Source organism: Tumebacillus avium, assembly GCF_002162355.1.
In the GTDB taxonomy this organism is placed as follows: domain Bacteria; phylum Bacillota; class Bacilli; order Tumebacillales; family Tumebacillaceae; genus Tumebacillus_A; species Tumebacillus_A avium.
On record NZ_CP021434.1, the window covers coordinates 1064133 to 1085887 of the forward strand.

General features: G+C 55.3%; 18 protein-coding genes and 1 riboswitch. Of the genes, 4 read left to right on the forward strand and 14 right to left on the reverse strand.

The window, feature by feature from the left end:
- The first annotated feature begins 419 nt into the window (after nucleotides 1-419).
- From csaB to CBW65_RS04825, 3 genes are all read left to right on the forward strand, one after another.
- On the forward strand, nucleotides 420-1556 hold the full coding sequence (csaB, locus tag CBW65_RS04815; protein ID WP_087455861.1) for a polysaccharide pyruvyl transferase CsaB: 1137 nt from the start codon (nucleotides 420-422) through the stop codon (nucleotides 1554-1556).
- A 100-nt stretch (nucleotides 1557-1656) separates the two neighbouring features.
- Nucleotides 1657-1851 (forward strand): aspartyl-phosphate phosphatase Spo0E family protein, encoded by a 195-nt coding sequence (locus CBW65_RS04820; protein ID WP_087455862.1) that lies wholly within the window; start codon nucleotides 1657-1659, stop codon nucleotides 1849-1851.
- A gap of 60 nt (nucleotides 1852-1911) precedes the next feature.
- On the forward strand, nucleotides 1912-2229 hold the full coding sequence (locus CBW65_RS04825) for a hypothetical protein (protein WP_087455863.1): 318 nt from the start codon (nucleotides 1912-1914) through the stop codon (nucleotides 2227-2229).
- Nucleotides 2230-2284: 55 nt separating this feature from the next.
- On the opposite strand, the gene CBW65_RS04830 is transcribed toward CBW65_RS04825, so the two are convergent.
- The 11 genes from CBW65_RS04830 to CBW65_RS04875 all read right to left on the reverse strand — a co-directional run bounded on the left by CBW65_RS04830 (nucleotide 2285) and on the right by CBW65_RS04875 (nucleotide 15539).
- Nucleotides 2285-3517 carry a copper amine oxidase N-terminal domain-containing protein gene (locus CBW65_RS04830; RefSeq protein WP_087455864.1) on the reverse strand — a complete coding sequence of 411 codons (1233 nt, stop codon included), beginning with the start codon at nucleotides 3515-3517 and terminating at the stop codon, nucleotides 2285-2287.
- A 55-nt stretch (nucleotides 3518-3572) separates the two neighbouring features.
- Nucleotides 3573-3662, reverse strand: a riboswitch (cyclic di-GMP riboswitch).
- Between the two features lie 67 nt (nucleotides 3663-3729).
- Complete coding sequence (locus CBW65_RS04835; protein WP_087455865.1) at nucleotides 3730-5325, reverse strand: stalk domain-containing protein; 1596 nt, start codon at nucleotides 5323-5325, stop codon at nucleotides 3730-3732.
- Between the two features lie 115 nt (nucleotides 5326-5440).
- Nucleotides 5441-6409 carry a lysylphosphatidylglycerol synthase transmembrane domain-containing protein gene (locus CBW65_RS04840; RefSeq protein WP_087455866.1) on the reverse strand — a complete coding sequence of 323 codons (969 nt, stop codon included), beginning with the start codon at nucleotides 6407-6409 and terminating at the stop codon, nucleotides 5441-5443.
- A gap of 13 nt (nucleotides 6410-6422) precedes the next feature.
- Nucleotides 6423-7160 carry an SDR family oxidoreductase gene (locus CBW65_RS04845; protein ID WP_087455867.1) on the reverse strand — a complete coding sequence of 246 codons (738 nt, stop codon included), beginning with the start codon at nucleotides 7158-7160 and terminating at the stop codon, nucleotides 6423-6425.
- Nucleotides 7157-8524: an FAD-binding oxidoreductase gene (locus CBW65_RS04850; protein ID WP_087455868.1), complete on the reverse strand. Its 1368-nt coding sequence runs from the start codon at nucleotides 8522-8524 to the stop codon at nucleotides 7157-7159. The genes CBW65_RS04845 and CBW65_RS04850 overlap by 4 nt, the downstream gene beginning before the upstream one ends.
- A gap of 20 nt (nucleotides 8525-8544) precedes the next feature.
- Nucleotides 8545-9456, reverse strand: coding sequence for a decaprenyl-phosphate phosphoribosyltransferase (locus CBW65_RS04855; RefSeq protein ID WP_408646551.1), 912 nt, complete (start codon nucleotides 9454-9456; stop codon nucleotides 8545-8547).
- Entirely contained in the window at nucleotides 9435-10808 is a 1374-nt protein-coding gene (locus CBW65_RS04860) for an ArnT family glycosyltransferase (RefSeq protein ID WP_087455869.1), read from the reverse strand. Before CBW65_RS04860 ends, CBW65_RS04855 begins: the two co-directional genes overlap by 22 nt.
- 180 nt (nucleotides 10809-10988) lie before the next feature.
- On the reverse strand, nucleotides 10989-11132 hold the full coding sequence (locus CBW65_RS24080; RefSeq protein WP_157721774.1) for a hypothetical protein: 144 nt from the start codon (nucleotides 11130-11132) through the stop codon (nucleotides 10989-10991).
- Nucleotides 11129-12415: a tetratricopeptide repeat protein gene (locus CBW65_RS04865; protein ID WP_087455870.1), complete on the reverse strand. Its 1287-nt coding sequence runs from the start codon at nucleotides 12413-12415 to the stop codon at nucleotides 11129-11131. The genes CBW65_RS24080 and CBW65_RS04865 overlap by 4 nt, the downstream gene beginning before the upstream one ends.
- Before the next feature lie 129 nt (nucleotides 12416-12544).
- Entirely contained in the window at nucleotides 12545-14197 is a 1653-nt protein-coding gene (locus CBW65_RS04870) for a CPBP family glutamic-type intramembrane protease (protein WP_087455871.1), read from the reverse strand.
- A 70-nt stretch (nucleotides 14198-14267) separates the two neighbouring features.
- A complete protein-coding gene (locus CBW65_RS04875) occupies nucleotides 14268-15539 on the reverse strand; it encodes a glycosyltransferase family 39 protein (protein WP_157721775.1) in 1272 nt (423 codons plus the stop codon).
- Nucleotides 15540-15683: 144 nt separating this feature from the next.
- On the opposite strand from CBW65_RS04875, the gene CBW65_RS24530 reads away from it, so the two are divergent.
- On the forward strand, nucleotides 15684-15950 hold the full coding sequence (locus tag CBW65_RS24530) for a hypothetical protein (protein ID WP_198299751.1): 267 nt from the start codon (nucleotides 15684-15686) through the stop codon (nucleotides 15948-15950).
- Here the strand turns inward: CBW65_RS24530 and CBW65_RS04885 are convergent.
- From CBW65_RS04885 to CBW65_RS04895, 3 genes are all read right to left on the reverse strand, one after another.
- Nucleotides 15934-17409, reverse strand: a complete 1476-nt coding sequence (locus CBW65_RS04885; RefSeq protein WP_087455873.1) for a S41 family peptidase — start codon at nucleotides 17407-17409, stop codon at nucleotides 15934-15936. The two genes, CBW65_RS24530 and CBW65_RS04885, sit on opposite strands and share 17 nt — an antisense overlap.
- Nucleotides 17410-17468: 59 nt before the next feature.
- Nucleotides 17469-21125: an S-layer homology domain-containing protein gene (locus CBW65_RS04890; RefSeq protein WP_198299752.1), complete on the reverse strand. Its 3657-nt coding sequence runs from the start codon at nucleotides 21123-21125 to the stop codon at nucleotides 17469-17471.
- Nucleotides 21126-21326: 201 nt separating this feature from the next.
- Nucleotides 21327-21752, reverse strand: coding sequence for a hypothetical protein (locus CBW65_RS04895; protein WP_087455875.1), 426 nt, complete (start codon nucleotides 21750-21752; stop codon nucleotides 21327-21329).
- Nucleotides 21753-21755 lie beyond the last annotated feature (3 nt).

Genomic DNA, 21755 nt, shown 5'->3' on the forward strand with positions numbered 1-21755 from the left:
CTCCTTGGAGATAATGCAGATACTGAGTTGAATTGTCGCTGAGCGAGAACTGTTGGGCCTCGCCCGCTAAATGGGATGGATCGGGCTCGTATATTTGCGTTGCCACGCGGTAAAACTGGTAGAGTCCGCCTATTGTGAAGGCAACTGCAATACAGAGAACGACCCAACTGGCCATCCAGAAACGTCTCCGGTTTGGACTCCTTTTGTTCATCTCTGTCACTGCCCCTTTTTTCTGGTCTCCTCAATTAATATGGAGCAGGAACAGGCATTTTACCCGCAACATGTTTTGCCAGCGGAAGGGGCTGTCGGATGCTAGGTTTTGCTTTCCAACGGGGTAGCAAGCTGTTATACTAGTTCTGTATTTTCAGGCGTGAAATGGCAGATTTTGCCGCGCCCGACAAGTTAGGAAGTGACATGCTATGCCTCGCATTCTGGTATCCGGCTATTACGGATTTGACAATTTAGGGGACGACACCGTCTTGTACGGGATCATGTCCAGCATCCGCAAACGGCAGCCTGACGCGGAGATCATCGTGCTCTCCAACCAGCCTGACCGCACCGAAGCGCTTTTTGGCATCAAAGCGGTGAATCGTTGGAACTTCGGCGTCATCATCCGCGAGCTGATGAAGTGCGACATGCTCGTCATGGGCGGAGGAAGCCTGCTGCAGGACGTCACCGGCGGCCGCAGCATTCTCTATTATCTTGGGATCTGCAAACTGGCTCAGTTCATCGGCAAGCCGATCGTCTTTTATGGACAAGGCATCGGGCCGATCACCAAGCCGTTCTCTGAAAATTTGATTCGCCGCGTCGTCAACAACGTCAACCTGATCACCGTCCGCGATGAGAAGTCCCGCCAGGACCTGCTCCAATACGGCGTGACCAAACCGGAGATCTACGTGACGGCCGACCCGGCATTTGCCATCGACCCGGAACTTTTTTCAAAAGACGCCGGAGCGAAGATGTTAAAGGAATTCGGAGTAAAGACGAGCTATTTGGGCGGCATCAAGAAAGTCGCCGGGATCGCCATCCGCAACTGGCCGTCGAATAATACGTACTATAAAGTGCTGGCAGAAAATGCGGACGCACTCGTTCGCGACGGCTGGCAGGTCGTGTTTATCCCGATGCAGTACCCCGGCGACGTCGGCGCTTCGCAGCGCGTGCTGTCTTATATGAAAGAACGGGCTGTGCTGCTCAACCGCCAGTTCTCGTTCCGCGACATCGCCAACATCATCGCCAACAGCGACCTGATCATCGGGATGCGCCTGCACTCGCTGATTCTCGCCGCACACTGCGGCGTGCCGTTTGTGTCCTTGTCGTACGATCCAAAGATCGACCGCTTCGTGCAGCGCGTCGGCTACGACTATGAGATCGATTCGGTCAGCACCGTCACCTATGACTCCCTGCGCGCCCGCATTCTCGACTGCATCGAGAACATGGAGCATTACGAAGTGATGATGCAGCCACACGTCGAAGCCTTGCGCCAGGAAGCGGAAACGAGCGGGGAACTCGCCGTCGGCCTGCTTGGCAAACGCAAGAGCCAGCCGCAGCGCGCCTGATCCCAATTTTTATTCCAGTTGAAAATTTACAGTTGTTAAATCAGCTGGAATCTTCTAAAATAAGGGTATGGCAGATTAATTGAAAGGACGATTAAGGCCCATGCAAATTCACTTAGAGGAAATTGAGCGTTGTCGGCAGCAATTGGAAGAGGTTGTGTCGAGACACCAAGGGAATCTACTTCATCCGATCGTCCTCCAAGCCAGCCAACAGCTCGACACGTACATTGTGAAGTACCAACACTTCAAACATAATGGCATGACCAGCCAAAGACAGCATACGTTCAGTCATCAATAGCAAACCTCCGCCTGCGCAAGCCGGAGGTTTTTTCTTTATCAGGGGAGGAACCGGGAAAACATGAAAAAGATCCTGTTCATCGCAGCCGCTATCATTGTATTGAATTTCTTTTTAATCGCCGGGGAAGACGAAATGACGGCCAGCACGTACGCACAAGTCATCGTGACCTACAAAACGCCGTGCGGTGAAGAAAACCCGTGCCAAATCACCGTGCAAAACCAAATGGGGCAGCAAACAGAAATCACGGTGGAACAAAACGTCTGGAATCTGATCGAGCCGGAAACGGCGTACATCGTCAACTACACGCAGGAAGGCAATGAGCCTGCCGTGCTGACTTCGATCGAAAGAGCAGTGGTGACGCAAACAACGTCGTTATAAGCGCACAGCAAAAAAGAGAGGGGATCTGCTCCCCTCTCTTTTTGTGTGCCGTGATTTACTTCAGCGTTGCCATCTCGGAGGATTGATCCCAGCCGACAGTGAGGCCAAAGAAGTCGCCGAGGGCGCGGAGCGGCACCATGGTGCGGTCGCCGATCGTTTGCGCCGGGACGTCGAGCTTGACTTGCTTCCCGTCGACGGTCGCCACGTTGTTGCCGAGCTTCAAGGTAACTTTCTTGCCGTCTTTGTTGATCAGGGTGACCGTTTTGGTCTTCTCCTCCCAGAGCACTTGCGCGTCAAGCGATTCGCCGATCGCGCGCACCGGTACGAGGGTGCGGCCGTTTTTGACGACCGGTTTGACGTCAAACGCCGGCTTTTCGCCTTTGACGTAGACTTTTACGCCTTTGTCGCCTTTTTTGACGAGCTTCTTGGAGAGCTCGGTGTAGACTTCTTCGTTGTTGTAGTCGAGCTGCAGCGCGCGCTCCAGGGTGGAAACGGCCGCTGCGGTGTCGCTGAGCTGGTCTTGGGTCTCAGCGAGGACAATCAGGTCTTCCGGAGCTGCTTCGCCAACTTCTTCTTTTGCTTTCAGAGCTTCTTCGATCGCCAGCAGTGCATCGCGGTCAGACTGGGAGCCGTTTTCAGTCTTCGCCCAGAGGGTCAGCTGTGCCAGCTTCTCCTGCAGGTTGCCGACTTTCTTGCCGGACTCGAGGTGTTTCAAGATGTTCTTGATCTTGTTCGACCAGCCTTTTTTCTTGCCTTCGATCTCACCGCAGGAGAGCGTGTTATCATCATCGTCAGAATCGCCGGTGGTCACGCCGCCCTTGGAGTCTTTGCCGGAGTTGCCTTTGCCGTTCGAGCCTTTGGAGCTGTTGCCTTTGCCGTTCGAGCCTTTGCTTACTTGCGAAACGGTGGTGCCGTCGTCGGTAGTGCCGCCATCATCGGTAGTGCCACCGTCGTCAGTCGTGCCGCCGTCGTCGGTGGTGCCGCCATCATCAGTGGTGCCACCATCATCGGTGGTGCCGCCATCGTCTGTGGTACCGCCGTCATCTTCACCTGTATCGGTATCATCATCAGAACCGTCATCGTCCTGATCGTCATCATCTTGCGGTTCGCACGCACTGGTCGGCGGGGTGGTTGCATCGTCCTCGCCCGGCGTGGTCGGTTCGGTGGTAGTGGTGCCGCCGTCATCGGTGGTCGGCGGGGTGGTGGTGCCATCTTCAGCCAGTGCAGCCACCGGTGCGGTGGTCAGGGCTACTGCGGTCAGCAGTGCGATAAAGGTAGACTTTTTCATACGAATTACTTCCTCCTTTTGTCGTGTACGGATCAATAAGTGCGTTTGCCGAACATTCGGCAGCCCGGCTGCCATCGCATGAATTCATGCTTTAGGCCCGTGGCTTTGCGCCCTTGCCTTTCGGACAAGTTTGCCAGTAGGGGAATATAGTACTACTAATGGATCTAGTATAATAAGAAAAGGACCTCTTTGACAGAGGTCCTAAGAACTATTTAACGAATTGCTTTAACGTTTATGATCTCCACGCCCAAAATTTTGTTTGTCTCCGGGAATTGGTCTTTGCCGTTCGTATCGGTCTTCCACACGTTCAGGAACGCAAACTCCCCGAACGAATCATACAGCGCCACGCCGGCGTATTCGATGCGCTTGCCCGCTTCGGTCACCGGAACGTCCGGCTCCATCGCGAGGAACACGATATCTTCCGACGGGTCGCCTTCGCCGACCGCATCTTGCACAATCGCGCCTTCCAGACGGCCGTCCTTGTAAATGCGCAGCGTATGCGCGCCCGGCGTCAGGCTGAACATCTTCCACTGCGAGCTGTTTTGCCCCAGCACCGAGAACGTGCCTTTAAACTGGCTCGTCACGTTCAGCGTCACTTCCACGCCTTGGCTCGACTCCTTCAGCTCCTCGGCCAGCGTATCGCGAAACGCAGTGCCAAACTCGCTCATGCTCATCCCAAATTCACCGCGGAAGTTCGCATCGGGCGACCCCGTCCCCGCAAAGCGCTTCAGGTAGGCCTTCAGTTTCTCTTTCCCAAACTTCTCCGTCAGCTCCTGCACCGCCATGTAGTCCTGCAGCTCCAAGTTGTACGTCGCCTCACCCAGCGCGACCAGCTTCGAGTAGCTGCCGTTGATCAGCGGACGGTACGAACCGTCATTCAACGCGCCGAGCACCTCATCGCGGGACAGCATGTCCTGACGGTCGCGCAGCACCTGCGGCCCGTTTTCAAACGCGATGTCCAGCGAGGCCTGCCAAGCAAAGCCTTCATTCACCCAGCTCGGCAGATCCGCATCATTTTGGTTGAACAGCACATGCGCCAATTCATGCGCGATCGTCCGCACGCGCCCGTAATCGGACTCCTGCTTGTGCAACGGAATCACGATCGTATCGCCGTATGCCACACCGTTCGCCCATTCCACCAACTGCGCCGCTTCGGTCGACGAGGCGTCCGTCTCACGCATCAGCGCGGTCTTGTAACCCCCATCGCTGTTCGACAGGTAGATCCAGACCGGCCCGTCAAACGTGTACCCGGCCTGATTTTGCACCTTTTCCACGATCTGCTTCTGGATGATCTCCTTCTGCACATTGTAGACTTGGCCTTCGACCAGCTTCACGTCGCCGCCGATCACGCGGACTTGCGGCGCGTTGACCGACGTGATGTCGACCACTCCCGCCGGGTCCCACTCGACCCCGTTGCCAAACGACTCGTTGATAAAGCGCACCGGCACCATCGTGCGGTCATTGACCAGTTTCGCCGGCACGTCGAGCGTCACCGTCTTGCCGCCCACGGTCGCCGTCTTCTTGCCGATCGGCAGGCGGATCGTCACGCCGTCCTTCTTGCCGACCACCGTCGATGTTTTCGCTTCCCACGTCACTTCCGCCCCGATGCTTTCAAAAATCATCCGGAGCGGCACCAGCACGCGTCCACGGTCATTGATCGGTTTTACATCAAACGGCAATTTCTCGCCGTCCACATATACATCCGGCTGCGAGATCGTGCCCGCATGCGCCGGTTGGTTGCTGCCAATCGTCAGTACAGCCAGGCCCAGCACGGTACCGGCCAGCAATTTCGTCCACAAGTTACGCATAAGTCACGACTCCTCTCTCCACTCTATCATCCTACCTGTTCAGAAAGGAGAAAGGCAATTCACAAAGATTGGAAAAAGGATGAAAAAAAGAGCCTCTGCACGAGACTCCTTCCGTTTACCTCATATATACTTTTCGTTTCAAAAAGAAGATGACGATCCCGATCAGCACCCCGAGCCACAGCGTCACGAGGCGGATCAACAGCGTGATCGACACGGCGGTGCCTTTGGCGAGGCCGAAGTACATAAACATCCCGGTCATGCTGCCTTCCGCGATGCCCAAGCCCCCCGGCAGCATCGACAGTGCGCCTGCCACCGTGCCCAGCGAGAAGATAAACACGACATGCGTAAGTGTCAGCCCGAGGTCGAGGTTCACGATCAGCACATACAACGAGATGCACTCCATAAACCACGCGATCACCGACAACACCGTCGCGAACAACAGCGGCTTCCAGCGCAACAGCTCAAACGTGCTCTCATAGAGCGTCAGCATGCTGCCTTTATGCTTCGTCAAAAACGGCAGCCGTGCCAGCCAGTCGATCACTCGCAGCGAGATCCCTTTCGACTGCAAAACCAGCGTGATCAACAACAGCCCGCCCAGCACGATGAAAAAGGCCAGCTTGCCAAACGCAAACAAAGAGATCCCCACCCCGACCAGGCAGAGCATCGCAAACAGGTCGGTCAGCCGGTCGGTAAACACGGCCGGCGCCGAGCGCGCCATCTCCACCCCGGCCGTATTTTTCAGCAGGTACGACTTGAGCAGTTCACCGAGCTTGCCCGGCGTGATCGACATCGACAAGCCGATGAAATGAATGTTCAGCGATTCCTTCCACGGCACCTTGATCCCCAGCACCTGCAAAAAGAACTGCCATTTGAAAAATCGGACAAAATACGAGGCCAGCGTGGTCACCACCGCCAGCACGTAGGTGTACCACGAGATCGAGAAAATGACATCTTTCACTTCGCGCACATCGCCCCAGAGGAAAAACAGCACCGAGACGACCACCCCGACCATGACGCCGGTGATGATGCGCGAAGTGAGCTTCTGCCCTTTCCCCGCCATCAAATCCTGCGATTTTGCTTTCATCCGCCAACTCCGCTTACAGGCTCAAGCGCTTGAAAATGCGCTCCGGCACCGATTTGATGATCAGCATGATATAGCGCCAGAAAAACGGCGTGTACGCCACGTCGACTTTTTTCTGGATCATCTTGTAGATCGCTTTCGCCACATCTTCCGGCTTGGCAACCAAAAACATGCCCGGCTGCCCAAACGTCATTTTCGTATCAACAAAGCCCGGCTTCACCGTCGTCACGCTGACGTTCGACTTGCTCAAGCGGTTGCGTAAGCCTTGCAGGTACAAGGACAGGCCTCCTTTGGCCGACCCGTACATGAAGTTGCTCTGGCGTCCTCTGTCGCCTGCCACCGAAGACAGCACGCAGAGGAAACCTTCCTTTTTCGATTCAAAGTAGTTCGCCGCGATGTTCAGCATCGACACGGCGGAGAGATAGTTGGTCTCGATCACGCGCCGCGCTTCGGCAAACTCATTCTCGGCGCGCTTCTGGTCGCCGAGGTAGCCGTACGCCAGCACGATCCCGTCGATCTCCCCCGCCGCTTCCAGGCAGTTCGTGAAAAAGTCGGCGTGGCCGTCATAATCCAGCGCATCAAAACGGTGTACCGTCACTTCCACTCCGTGGCGGATGTTGATGTCCTGCGCGATCCTCTTCAGTTCTTCCACATCGCGCCCGGCGAGCAGCAGATTGTGCTCCTTTTCCGCAAAATGATAAGCGAGCGCCTTGGCGATGCCCGATGTTGCGCCCAAGATCAGTACGTTTTTCATCGCGATTCCTCCACAATCCCGAGTCTCCGCGCCTGTGAGGAGGAGAACACGTTCTTCGGATCGACACTCCCTTTGATCTCCTGAAACTTGCCAAGCGTCGGATACATCTGCGCAAATGTCGCCGGGTCAGCCTCCGAATCTTTGGCGAGGTAGATGCGGCCGCCGTGGGCGATCACCATCTCGTCGAGTTCGCGCAGGAACGGGAACAGCCCCTCGTCATGCACCGGGATGTCCAGCGCCAGCGTGTAGCCTTTGAACGGGAACGACAACAGCCCGCCGTTCTGCTCCCCGGAGCTCTTCAGCACGGCGAGGAACGACGAACGGCCCGACTCGCTCAAGCGCTTCAGCATCTCGGTCAGGCCGGCACGGCTCGTCTCCGGCGGGAACACCGCCTGATATTGCACGAAACCTTTCTTGCCATACGCCCGGTTCCAGTTGTGAATGCTGTCCAGCGGGTAGAAAAACGTGTCATAGTCGACGATTTTCCCAACTGCATCTTTATTCAAAATGTTGTAATAGCCAAAATTAAACGCCCGGATCGACAGCTGGTTCAGCACAAACGGCGGGAAGTTGAACGGCACGTTCAGCTTGGGCTTCTTCTTGATCCGCAGCGGATCGGCCTGCTTCACTTTCGCAGCGGGCGCGTGGTTGCCAAGCATCAGCACGGAGCGGCCGAGTTGGTCGCCTTTGGACAGGCAGTCGATCCACGCCACCGAGTACTGGTACTTGTCGTTCGTCTCGGCAAACAGTTCAAACGCATGATCGAGGTTCTTGGCTTTGATATAGTCGACTTCGATGTACGCCGACTCCACCGGGATCAGTTTAAAGCGGGCCGACAAAATCACCCCGGTCAGGCCAACGCCGCCGATGGTCGCGTGGAACAGGTCGGCATTGTCCTCCGGCGAGCAGTTGACGATCTTGCCCGACGCGAGCAGCAGTTTCAGATCGAGCACATGCTCGGAGAACGTGCCGTCGACATGGTGGTTCTTGCCATGCACGTCATTGGCGATCGCGCCGCCGACGGTGACGTATTTTGTGCCCGGCGTGACCGGCAGGAACCAGCCGCGATGCAGGAAATGGTCGATGATCTCTGCAAACGACACCCCGGCCTCGCACTCCAAAATGCCCTGCTCCTCGTCAAAATGCAAAAAGCGGGCAAACTGCGTGTGCAGCAAAACGCCCGATCCATCGTTGAGCGCGGTGTCGCCGTAGGAACGGCCTAAGCCCCGCGAAATATAGTTCCGTTCTGCTCCCGCCGCGATCAGGTCGGTGATGTCCCGCACCCGGTCCGGCCGATACACGTGGCAGACTTCCGCCGGATGGTTGCCCCAGCCGGCGATCAGACTTTCTTTATGCTTCAGCATCGATTGTTGTCCCCCAAGGATTACTCAAAATACTTCAAAATCACCACGACCGCCAGCCCGTACAGGAGCACTGTGACCAGAATGTGCTTGTCCTGAAACAGGTCGCGCTCCGGTTTCCCGCCCTTTTCCTCCATAAAGATCAGGTACAGGTAGCGGAAGATGCCGTAGATGACCAGCGGAATCGTCCACATCAGATGAATCGTGCGCCCCGAGGTAAACGTGAACAAGGCATAACTCATGATCGTCGCCGTGATCACGATCGAGTTGAGCTGGTTGAGCAGCTCCGGCGAATAGCTCTCCAGCACTTTGCGGTGCGAGCCTTTGTTGTTTTGCAGGAGCAGCAGTTCATGGCGGCGTTTCGAGATCGCCAGGAACAAGGCGAGCAGCATCGTGCAGAGCAGGAACCACGGGGTAAACGGCACCCCGATCACCAGCGCCCCGCCGATCGCCCGAAACACAAATCCAGAAGCGATGATCATCACGTCGATGATCACAACGTGTTTCAAACGGAACGAATAGGCCACATTGACCACAAAATAAAAGAACAGCAACGCGCCAAACAACGGCTCCAGATAGAGCGCCAGCGCGATCGACGCCACCAGCAGCACCAAGCCAAAGGTCAGCGCCAGATAGGGATTGAGCGCGCCTGACGCCATCGGGCGATACCGCTTCTCCGGATGCTGGCGATCCGCTTCGCGGTCGACAAAGTCATTTAAGATATACACACATCCCGACACAAAGCAGAACAGGAAGAACCCGACCACCGAGCGGAGCAGCAGATCGACATTGGCGACCTGAAAGGAAAAGATCAGCGCCGCAAAAACCAGCAGATTTTTCGTCCATTGCTTCGGACGGAGCTGCTGGAACAGCAGCATCATCACGTTCGCATCGGCGCGAACCGCTTCTTGTTTCAATTCTGACACCTCCAAGATGACACGCCGCGCCAGATGAAGCTCACCGCCAGCACGGCACAGACAGCCAGTAAAAAGAGCACCGGGAAATTATAGCGCGCCTGGCCTTCGAAGACAAAATAGATCAGGATAAAATAGCTCACATTCACCGTCGGCAAGATCATCCCCACCGGCAGTTTCTCCTCGCGCCGGAACAACGACCGCACGACCGGGATCGCCGCCAGCACCACAAAGGCAAACGCCAGCCCGTTCATGCTGTTCAGCAGCGCGTCCGACACCGCCCGAAACGCTTTCAGATCGCGCTCCAGTTGAATCGTCCACTGCGGTACGCCCGGATAGAGCCCGTTCATCGCCCAAGAGCCGATGTCCCACGCCCCGTTAAAGAACGTCGTCTGCACGCGCAAGATGCCGAGTTTCGCAAATTCCAGCGGATGCGCCAAGATCCAGCCTTTGCCTTCCGCCTTCAGCAGCGGGTCGAGCTCATAGGCCAATTTTTCGCTGCGCTTGCCGTGTTGCAGAATCTCGTCGATCTGCGCGCGCAGCTCCGGCGACGCCGCCGCGTCTTTCAGCGGCATCCAGCCTCCATTCACATTATTGGCATTGTTATTCAGGTATAATACATAGCCCGAGTTATACGAGACCGGGATGAACGCGTCATATTTCTGATAGTTGCGGTACGTCCACGGCGCAACCGTCACCGCCATCAACAAAGCGGTGGTCAGGACAAAGGCCAAGGTTTCCTTGAGATTCTTTTCACGAAGATAATGCACCGCAGCCGCCACGACCGGGTAGACGAGAAACACCGGCTTGGTCAATGCGGCCAGTCCGATGAAAATGCCGAGCAACGGCCAGCGCACCCATTTGTTGAACGTGGCCAGCTGCAAGTAGATCACAGCGGCAAACAAAAACGCCATAAACACTTCCGCCCCGATCACGCTGACATACGCGATATAGTTCGGTAAAAAAGCGGTCAATGCGTAGGCCGCGATGGAAAGTTTCCAGCTTTTCGTCAACTTTCGAAAAATCGGATAAGCCAAAAACAAGGTCAAGGTCGACAAAATCACATTAAAAGCCTTGCCCCACAGTACCGACGTCTCCCCGATCAACTTATAAAACAGGCCCAGCGCCGTCGGATAGCCCATGCCTTGGAACGCAATCGCTTCGCCTTGGAAGGAATGGCCGTAGCCGGTGGCAATGTTGACGGCGATCTCATGATAGGTTTGAAAATCATAGACCGGCGTATTGGGAATCTTCAAGACCCAGAGGATGCGCAAGGCAACCGCCGCGATCATAATGACCACAAACAAGATCAGTTCTGTTCTGCCCAACTTGAAAGTCGGCTTTGATGCTTTGTTTGGCTCGATAGTCTTCATATGTAGAGTCCTTTTCTTCCTATTCTACCCAATTTTCTGAAAGTCCGCAAAAAAAACCGCCGAGAAACAGGTTCCCCGGCGATGTAACAGTCAGCGATTATTCATAAATGAAATGAGAGCAGCAATCTTCCTCGTCACTCGACACCGTGACATTCGGAAACATACACCTGTACACCGAAATTAGTCAGCGATCGGAGTGGTGATCGAAGATTGAACAACTGTGTCCAAGACAGGTGTGGTAATGGATGCTTCGTGAGAAGTTTGGTTCACGAAAGCTACGCCAAGTGCCAATACCGCCAGAACGGAAAAGATCACTTTTTTCACAGGTAAAGCCCCCTCACCCTTAGTCCTTCCCTCATAGTGGAAGTCATTTTTTGCATATACTCGCTCGCTTTGTCTAACTCGCCCCGCGACTCGTAGATGCTTACAATATGAGAATAACACTTGGAGGCCTCGACGTGCAAGCCGTATTTTTCAAAAAGCGCGACAGAACTTAACATATACTCCAATGCTCTTTCAAAGTTTTGAAGTTCTTGGTACATCACGCCCATCGTGCGGTAGACGAATGCACGCTCACGATGTTCTTTGCCCAGAAGTTCCAAGGCACGGAAGCACCATTTTTCGGCTTCTTGATAGTTCTTTTTGCGGAAGTAGACTGTCCCGATCTCCCCGTATACGTTGGCAACGAGGTCGGTTTCGTCCATCGCTTTGAACTCTTCGGCGCACTCTTCGAACTGTGTGATCGCTTCGTCATACTGACCGAGTTCGTATTGCAGAATGCCGTAGTTTTTCTTCGCGACAACTTCATCGTAGCGGTTGTTGACGCTGCGGAACATGGTGATCGCGGTGCGGGTGGTATCCGCAGCTTGGGAATATTCGTTCATATGGTAGTAAGCGGTTGCAAGCGCCGTATAGGTTCGCCCCATCTGGAGCAGGTTCGGCGTGCCTTGCAGCGCGGTGATCGCTTTTTTGTAATACTCGATCGCTTCCTGTACCTCCCCCAGGTACGCAAGCGTTGCCGCAAAGTTGTGGTAGAGCGAACCACGCGAAGAGTTGTCGAACGATTCGCTTTTCGCAAGTTCTTTCATCGCTTGTTGGAAATAGTGTTTCGCCATGACATAGTCATGCTGTTCCATCTTGGCGCGGCCCAACCAGCGCAGCAGTTCAACCGCATGCGAACGGTCTTTGTCGAGCGCCACTTCTTCCAGCATCGATTCGAGCAGACGGGTAGCGTTGTCGAATTGCTTGGCATAAATATACGCCGAAGCGAGCTCTTTGCGCACTTCGTTGCGGTCAACAGCCGGCTCGTCAGCCAAACCTTCCAAAACCTGAATCGCTTTGTCATATTGTTTAGCGGAAATCAAAGACTTCGCCAGCTTGTGGCGAGTGTCATGTTCCAGTTTATCCTGCATATCCATCAAAAACTGGTCGATTGGCACGTCCAGTTTGCGCGAAATGCCTTCCAACAGTTTGAAGGAAGGATTCGCCTTGTCGCTCTCGATCTGTGAAATCATGCTCGGAGTAACAAGACCCTCTGCCAACTCGGTTTGCGTGATCCCCTTGCGCATGCGCCATTCCCGTATCTTTTGCCCCAGTGTCTTATTCATATCCGTTCCTCCCCCAGGCGGTCTATCATTCACGAAGTAGTTTACTTAACGTTAATCTTATACGATGCTTACGATAAATAAAAGTATATAATGCACATTCTGCCCACATTTTCGAAAGGCAAACCAACTTTACGCAAAATCGGGCTGTTCCCTTCGTGGTTTCAGTAATGAAATTCCGTATCCCACGACCAATGGCAGAACGAAGAAAATGGTGGCCGAAACGGCTTGAACAGCCTCTCCGGACAGGAACAAAGGAATGCACATCAGCACCGTATCGAACGTCACATGCGCAAAGATCACCGTCTCCAGTCCATAATGCAAGTAGCAATAGCCGATGATTACCCCAAAGATCGTCAGCTCGATGAACCGGGTGTAGATTGGGTAGATCGGATAAAGCGAATGTCCCAGCGCCCAGACCATCGCCGGGAGCAGCGCGGCGACGAAAGAGTATTTGAGGTAGCGTTTCAGGAACGTCACTCCGAACAGACGGTAGGTGATTTCCTCGGAAATACCGGCGAACCACGCCAAGAGCGGAAACAGGGCGGGCACCCACATGTTGGCGGGCGACATCGAGAGGTCATTTTCATACCAGACCCCAAAATAGTTCTCTCCTATAAAGTAGAACAATCCTTGGAAGCCCATCCAGGCAAACGCCAGCGCATACCCGCGTTTGGCGGCGGAGCGCATGCGGTCACTCCATTCCGGGTCACGCCGGTTCAGCCAGAGCGACGGTTTGACTTCGCGCACCAGCATGCCGCCGGTCATCGTCAGCGGATAGTTGCTCGCCCCGATCCAGACCGAGGTGACGACCGCGAGTCCAATCGCCAGTGCGCCGGTCAGGAGCAGGCTCATCATGCCGCCTTCGTCGAGGGCCTGGGCGCGGAGCAGAGGCCATTGGTTGACGTTGCTCACCGCGTAGAGGACGAAGACGAGCAGGGACAGTCCTAGGCTCGACCAGTAGGGGCGCTTCTGCTGGAGCAGGAACAGGAAGACAAACGCGAACACCAGCAGCAGGAACGACCCGAGCAGGCTGACTCCGGTCAGGAGCGCAGCGTACAGCGTCTGCCGGTCATGCCATTCGGTAAACGCGTCGGGGACGTAATAGGCGGTGGTCACTTCGGTGACTTGTGCGCCGTTCAGGTACACATCGTAGTAGAGCTCCGATTCGCCGACTTTGTACTTCGTGTCCTGCCAGGAGAAGCTCAAGGAGTTGGAGCGGTATCCCTCGTCGCTTTCCAGCACTTCCGCTTCGTCGAGCATCTCCTCTTCTGTGGTGAGCAGTTCCAGGCGCGACAAGTCGACGCCAAGCTCTCGGAGGGCTTGTAGAGCTTTCTGCAAGCCGGCTTTTCCGGTGATTTCCGTATTCGTATCAAGAGCCGGACGGTAATAGCCCAGCACCTTGCCGCTTTTCAGGTCATGGTAGGTCTCATAAGTAAAAGCTTCTGTACCGCGCTGCGCTTGCTCGTTGTAGAAAATCACGTGCCAATAGGTGACGGGCGCGTTGTCGGGCGCTTGCTTCTCAAACGCTGTATGCAAGTCCTCTTTGCTGAGGTAGCCGTCCATGCTTTCCGCGCTTTCCATCACCGCGCTGACTTTGTATTTGGACAGGTCGATGTTTTCTTGCTTCCAGGTAGCTTGAGCCTTGAGGATCACGTCGTCGCGGGAGAGCATTTTCCACTCCTGCGCCGCGAACAGATCTTGCCAGGAGAAGACGAAATACATGATCAGGCCCAAGATGCCAAGTATCCATAAAAGGCGGTCGCCCCGCTTTTTCATCCCCATGCTGTTCCTCCTCGATCTTGTTTCTTATCTGCCAGTGTATACCATCGGCTGGCTCCGCATTCTTGCTGTTTCACATCACGTGGTACTGTGCTGCGAGACCTTCCAGCCACCAGCTCAGTCCAATCACCGCTGCAACGATCGGCACCAACGCCCGCGGGGATGTCCACAGATAGCGCAGCACGTACGCCGCCAATAGAATGATGAACGGCATCGCGGGCAGTTGGTAGCGGGTCTGCACGAAGAAGATGGAGATCGTGCCGAGGAAATACCCGGCGATCAGGACGGGCAGCAGCGCTTGGCGATCCCGCCAGCAGGCGAGGACTGCGCCGACCAGTCCCAGCGACATCAAGGTCCATTGATAGCGGGCTAGAAATGGCTTGGAGTACAACGGGATGCGGTACCATTCGTAAGGGTCGGCGATCCAGTCTTTGTGTGCAGACAGGTACATCTGGAACCGCTGCCAAGTCAAGCCGGCAAATTGGCCAGGGTTGTTGAGTATCCATGCTTGGCCTGCGTCTTTCATGATCGCGTCCCGTTCAGTGTCCGACTTATCGCCGGCCATCGCGTTATGAAAAGCAGGGAGGTCGTAGATCTTCTCGGTAAAAATGCCGTCCGCATAGTCGTTGTTGCCGATCAGCAGGTTGAGCCCGGCGGTGGTGTCGATGAGGACGAACTGTTGTTGTTCGATCGCATTGCGGATCGTCCACGGTGCGATCACCGCCGCCATGACCAGCGCCATCAGCCCAAGCCGCCCCCAAGTCGGGCGGGGCAGGCGGACCGTCTTGGCGGCCAGCATCAGCCAGATGACGGCGATAACCGGCAGCAGCAAGGCCACCGAGCGGGTCAGCGCGGCGAGGCCAAACAGGGCGCCTGCGAGGAGGTACCAAGAGAGCTTGCCGTCCTGTGCGCCGCAGAGAAAGGCGTACAGCGCGTATGTAAACAAGGCCAGAAAAAGCGACTCGGTCAGCAGCACACCCGAGTACCCGATAAACGGCACATACAGTGCGCCGATCAGCAGGGCGAGCAAAGCGACTTGGCTGTCAAACAAGCGCCGTCCAATCAAATAAATGGCAAACAGCGTCGCCACCGACAAAAGCGATTGCACGCCGTATACCATGCGGTATTTGTGTCCAAAGAGATCATACAAGCCGCCGAGAAACAGCACATACCCGGGAGCGCGATAAGTGGCGCCGTGTTCTTGGCCGGTCACAAACGTGCCTTCCTCCGCCAGCTTCACCGCCCGTTGGTCATAATCCCCCATATCCGAGATCGGTTTCACGTCCAGCCCGGAGATATATTCAAGCCGCATCCATAAGGAAACCAGCAAAACAAGTACGATCATAACCATACTCCAAGATGGTCTGCGCAACACCAAAGCCCACTCCCCTTCCACAGCAGATGTGGTACTTTTTGTAAGCATACCCTATTCCACACTTATTTCCAAGGAAATAAAAAACGCACCTGACGACAGGTGCGTGTCGAAAAAATGATTGATGCTCTTGATGCTCTTGATGCTCTTGATGCTCTTGATGCTCTTGATGCTCTTGATGCTCTTGATGCTCTTGATGCTCTTGATGCTCTTGATGCTCTTGATGCTCTTGATGCTCTTGATGCTCTTGATGCTCTTGATGCTCTTGATGCTCTTGATGCTCTTGATGCTCTTGATGCTCTTGATATTCGTAAAAAACTCTTTTATAAAAAATCTCTCCCCCGACAGGGGTCGTGTAAAAGGTCTCTTAATCCGCCTGAATAACAACAGCACCACTAACAGATTCAACTCCACCATCCAGTACAGTCTTCAACGCATCCACCGACAGATAGCTCACCCCGTTCCGCAAACGCACCTGCCCTTTCAAACCAGTATCGCGGCCCTCGACGAACACCTTGCCACTGCCCAGCTCAATTCGCACCGCATGACCCTCCAGCGTAAACTCGACGGAGTTGGTCTTCGCCACCCAGTTCACTTCCGAGCCAAACGCCTCCACCACATACCGCAGCGGCAGGAAATCCCGTCCTCCCTCAACCAAAAGCTTCGGCACATCTAGCAACTGGTTGCCATTCAGATTCCCCACACCGCCTTGCTTCTGCAGCGTCAAAGTCTGCACCCGACCCGGCAGCAAGTTCTGTACCCCGGCATTGACCATGACGCTTTGCGAAGTGAGACGAAGATCCGGCGACAAACCAACTTTTTGGATCGAAGTCCCATCCCCCAGCTCCCACGCATCGACCGACAGCTTCAGCACCCCGCCATTCGGCAGCGGAAACGGCTCCTGCATCGTCCCTTTGCCGTATGTCTGCGTCCCGATCAACGCCGCCCGTTCATTCACCTGCAACGCACCAGCCAGCATCTCCGACGCGCTGGCGGTGTGCTCATCGACCAGCACCGCCAGCGGCATCTCCTCCGTGCCCAGCTCATCCGCGCCAATCGCCTGCAAGCCGCCTTCCTCGTCATGCACCACCAGCAGATTGCCTTCCGTCAAGAAATGATCGGCAATCTCCAACGCCGGCAGCACCGACCCGCCGCCATTGCCGCGCAAGTCGAGCACGATGCCATTCGTCGACGTCGCCTCCAGCTCCGCATACGCCTCAAAAAACTCCTGCGACGTATTCCCGCCAAAGGTCAAGATGCGCAGATACCCCACACCATCGCCCAAGTCCTTCGCCGTCACGGTCGGCAGCGAGATCGCCTCCCGCACCACCATGACCTCACGCGGCGCTGCACTGCCCCGTGCGATGGTAACGACCGTCTCCGTCCCGGCCTTCCCGCGCAGCACCGCTGCCACGCTGTCCGCCGTTTTCCCGTTCATCGCCTGACCATCCACCGCGAGGATCACATCGCCCGCCTGCAGACCCGCCTTTTTCGCAGGCGACCCTTCATAGACCTCCGTGATCAACACCTCGCCGCTCTTGGCCGCATTCAGCGACGCCCCGATCCCCGCGTACTGGTTGTCGAGCGCCTGCATGAACTCCTCGTATTCCTCCGGTGTCATGTACGACGTAAACGGGTCCTGGAGCACGTCCAGCATCCCTTTGATCGCACCTTGCAGCACCTTGTCTTCATCCGGATGTGTATAATGACTGCCGACGAGCAACTGATACAGCTCCAGCAGCGTTTCAGCTCGTTCATCTGTCTCCGCCGACACCGCGCCCGCCTGTCCAAACAACAGCGACACGCTCAGCGCCGAAGAGATCAGCAATGGTTTCCAACGCATGAAAAAACCCCCTTTCCGACTCTATTCGAGCCAGACAGGGGGTTTCCTGCTCTGCGTCCTTACAGACGCTTCATTTTGCGCATTACTTTTTCGGTGATGATCGCTGCATCCGCACGGTTCAGGAACGCATGCGGGTCGAAGCGATAGGTCTTCTTCTTCTGCGAGCCGGTCAGCTTGTTTTCGATGCCGACGATGATGCCTTCCTTCGCCACGGCGGTGATCGACGATACTGCATAGTAGTCGACGGTGCCTGCGTCGGTAAACAGCTTCTGCAGGTTTGGAATCTCCTTGTTCGTATCCGGGTTGACCTTGAGGTTCATCGCCCGAGCGATCATGACTGCCGCTTGTTCACGGGTCAAGCTCTGGTTCGGAGCGAAGAGACGCGGGCCAACGCCGCGGATCATCCCGCGTTTCACCGCGGTCTCGATGTAGCGGTAGTCGTACAGCGAGCCTGCGATGTATTCCTTTGGAACGTCGTTAAACGTCGGGTTCAACGGGTCGTAGGACAACGGCAGATCCAGCATTTTGACCATCATCGTCGCGAACTCGCCGCGCGTGATGTTGTCATATACGCCAAATTCATTGTTGTTCTTCGGCAGCATGACGCCTTTTGCAAACATCGTTTCCAGATGGTTACGCGCATAGGAGTGGCCGATCACATCATTGAACGAATACGCATCATAGAACACCGCATAGTAGCCAAATCCGTCAAAGGAAGCGGTGACCGTCTTCTTGCCGGTGTCCACGACGCCGCCGAGGTTCTTCCACGTGTTGTTGTAGAAGCGCCAGATCGACAGCTTCGGCGCGGTGACGTTACGAATGTCTTCATTGTACTTTAACGTGATGTTGCCGCGCTGCGACGGTTCCATCCACTTGTTTGCGGTACGGGTGTAGAACTCATAGCCAACGTTGTACGGATGCTGGCCGTGTACGGTCGACCACTGGCTCGGGGTCACCGCATCGAAGTAACCTGCATCCACCCAGAACAGCTTGGATGCGTAGCCAAAGTGTGACGGAACGGACAGCAGGTCGGCTGCGATATCCATCGGCGAGATGTCGCGGATATCGCCGTCATCGTTGTACTTCTTCAAGGTGCGGCCGTCTGTGCGGTCCGCGATGCCAAACAGGATGTTCTGCGAGTCGAACAGGTCCACCGTGCGCGCATCTTGGCCCGGCGTGTTGTTGACTTGGCGCAGGAACGTATTTTTCGGCAAGGACAGGATCAGGTCGCTGTTGAACACTTTGACCGAACCGGCCTTCGGAATGGTGGTCTTAAACTGGCCGCCAATCGTGTTCGAAGCTGCATAGTTCACTTCAAACTCGCCGTCCAACTTCTGTGTGCCGCGCATGACGGTGAACTTGACCTTGTTGATGCCTGCCTTCATGTTGCGCAGTTCGTAGCGGAAGATATCGTCCGCTTCCTTCTGCATCGCTACTTTGCCGATCAGCACGCTGTCCGCGCCTTCTGCCTGGATCGCGATGTTCAAGAAGTTCTGGTTGACCACGCGCTCATTCGGCAGTTTCGGAGACAAGATGATGAACGGAGACAGCTCGCGGGTGATCGCCAGCGTCGAAGCGACGCTTGCGCTTTCCAAGTTCGCCTGAATCGTGATCGAGCGCAGGCCGCTGGACGGCAACAGGTGCTTGATCAGGCGCAGCGTGTAGCGGCGCTCCAGCGGATCGTACGAGTCGATGTGCAGCACGCGGTCGTCATCGGAGATGAGGGTGCCGGAGCTGTCATTCTCAGCGGTGATCAGCTGCGAACCGTCGACGGTGACAACCACTTCGTCAACGTTGGTCACGGTAAACAGGATGTCCGCTTCTTTCTCGTTGGTCACGTATTGCAGCGCGCCCGTGTTCTGGAACTTCAGATTCGGGTCATTGACCAGCGGAGACAGCGGATCATGCGGCACCGGCTTGATGTCGGTGATCACCGGCACCTGCTCGGAGAACAGGTAGACGGTGTAGGTCGTGGTGACCGGAACGCCGTTCGCGACACCCGACACGGTGATCAGGTTCGGGCCGTTGACGAGCAGCATGTCACTCGGCACGACAAACGTAAAGTTGCCTTGCGCGTCGATCGTCGTCGCCGGAGCCAGGTGGTCGATCAGGCGCACGGAGCGGCCGTTGATCTTCACCTGAACGGACGATTGGTCCGGGTCGCTGCCCGTGTTGTTGAAGTTGACCAGACGGCCTTTTAAAGTCGTGAATTTGCGCGGATCGTTCTCATCCGCCGGGTAGGTGCCGTTGGTGTTAAACACCTTGCCGTTGTACAGGTTGTTCAATTGAATGAACGGAGCCGGCACGTAGTTTACGCGCACCGTTTGCGTCTCTGTGCCGCCCGCCGAAGTGACGGTGACGGTCAAGACTTGCTCACCCGCCGGCAAATTGTTGATCTTGAAGGCAACATCGCCGTCATCGGTGAGCTTCTTGCTGTAGTTAAAGACAGCAGCCGGAACGGTCACGCCGTTTTGAGTGGACGACAGAGTGACGTCGGCGATGTCAAACGTATTCTCGATCTGCGCTTCCAGCCAGATCGGCAGCTCGAAGATCGTCGTGTTGTCTGCAAAGACGGTGCTGGAATCATACGTTACTTCGGTCGGTGTTTCCACCACGTTGTAGATCTGGTTCAGCGCCGAGATATAAGCGGTGTTCGCATTGCGATAGTTGAACGCGACCGGATAGCTCGCGTTCTGCGTGCCGTACGTGCCGCGCACGAGCAGTCGCCACGGACCGTTCATCGTAATGTTCGCATCGGTCGTGGAGGTGTACGAGAAGACCGTGTGGCCCGCCGTCGTCGTCTCACGCGTGACCGTGGTCGCAAACGTGATCGGAATCGGGTTGGAGCCATCGTACAGTTCCAAAGTGATCGCCGGGTCCGGCGGGGTGGTGTTGTCGGTAGCAAAGATGAGCTGGCCGGAGATGCGGCCGTTCAGCGTACCGCCGCTGTTCGGACCAACCGTCGGAGAGTTGTCCAGCACGACCGGGTTCGGCGTGCCGCCGGAGTTCTCAATACGGTTGTTGTAAGCGGTCGGGAAGCCGTTGAAGTAGACGAGCTGACGATTGAGCGAATAGGTCATCGTCTCATTGCTCGCCACGATCGCCAGCGGGTTGAGACCCGGCTTCAGCGCGAGGTCTGAAACGATATACGCATCCTCGCCCGCCGAGTACGCGATGACGCCGTTGACGGTCACGCGGTCGGAGTTCGGAGCTTTCAGCAGAAGAACTGCATCAGGAGACGTGACGATCTGCGGCTGTCCCGCTTCGAGCACGCGTCCGTCGACAAGCTTGATGTCATAGAGTACAGGTACATTCGAGAAGTAGACATAGCAGACGCCGGGAACTTGGTTGCCGCTCGGGTTGGTCCCGTAGACGGTGATCTTGTTCAACCCTTGGAACAGCTGGACGTTCATAAACTTGAACGTGTTGCCGTTCTCGATGATCGGGTTGACGCCCGTTCCCCGTGAAATTTGCACAGATTGCCCATTGACGATCTGTTCGACCTGATAAGAGATCGAATTGGACGATACGCCGTTGAACGAGCCGACCAGTTGCACCACATCGGTGTTGACCTGCGTCGGATCTGCCATGTTCGACGAGAAGTTGGTGAAGCGGAAGTATTGCGCATCCGCGTTCGCCACGCCAAACGGCAACAGCGTGATGACCATTGCCAGAATCATAAACAAACTGAGCAACTTGTGTTGCAATGGTTTCACCCTTATTTCCTCCCTTGCACGATTTTTCATGTGATAACAGATTTCGACAAGATCAGGGAGACTCCTGCCTAAAAGGCCTAGTTCCTTCTTACCAAATCTAGGTGCTTTCTCTCTTTATGTCGGTCAAAACTCAAATTACTTTATAGTAGATTACTGGAAAAACAGGAAGGGTATAAAAAAAGACCACCGTTTCCGATGGCCTTAGGCAAATCTCCTCTGAACGAACTCCGAGAAGTCGTTGTAGAATTCGTCATGCAGATTCTCTGTCTCTTCTATATCAAATGACTTGCTCGTCTGCGCTTCCATCACTCTTACGATAACTTCCCCGTGCAGGCTGGGTATCGATTTAAGCGACCACCAAGCTCCTACAAAAGGGGCCGCGATCAATACGATCAAGTAGGCGAAAAAGTTTAGCTCATTGCGAATTTCCTTTCGAAACAGAACAATCGTGATCGCTGTAAGCGGGGCCACTACTAAATAGAGAAGGTGCAAGGTGAAGTCGCAGAAGGCAAAAGCGTAGAGAATCGGATTCCGAATGCGCATCGTGACCAGCCCAATGATCAATCCAAGGTACATCACGACAATCAGCATGATCAACACAATCCGTAATCCCATTACATACTCCATCCT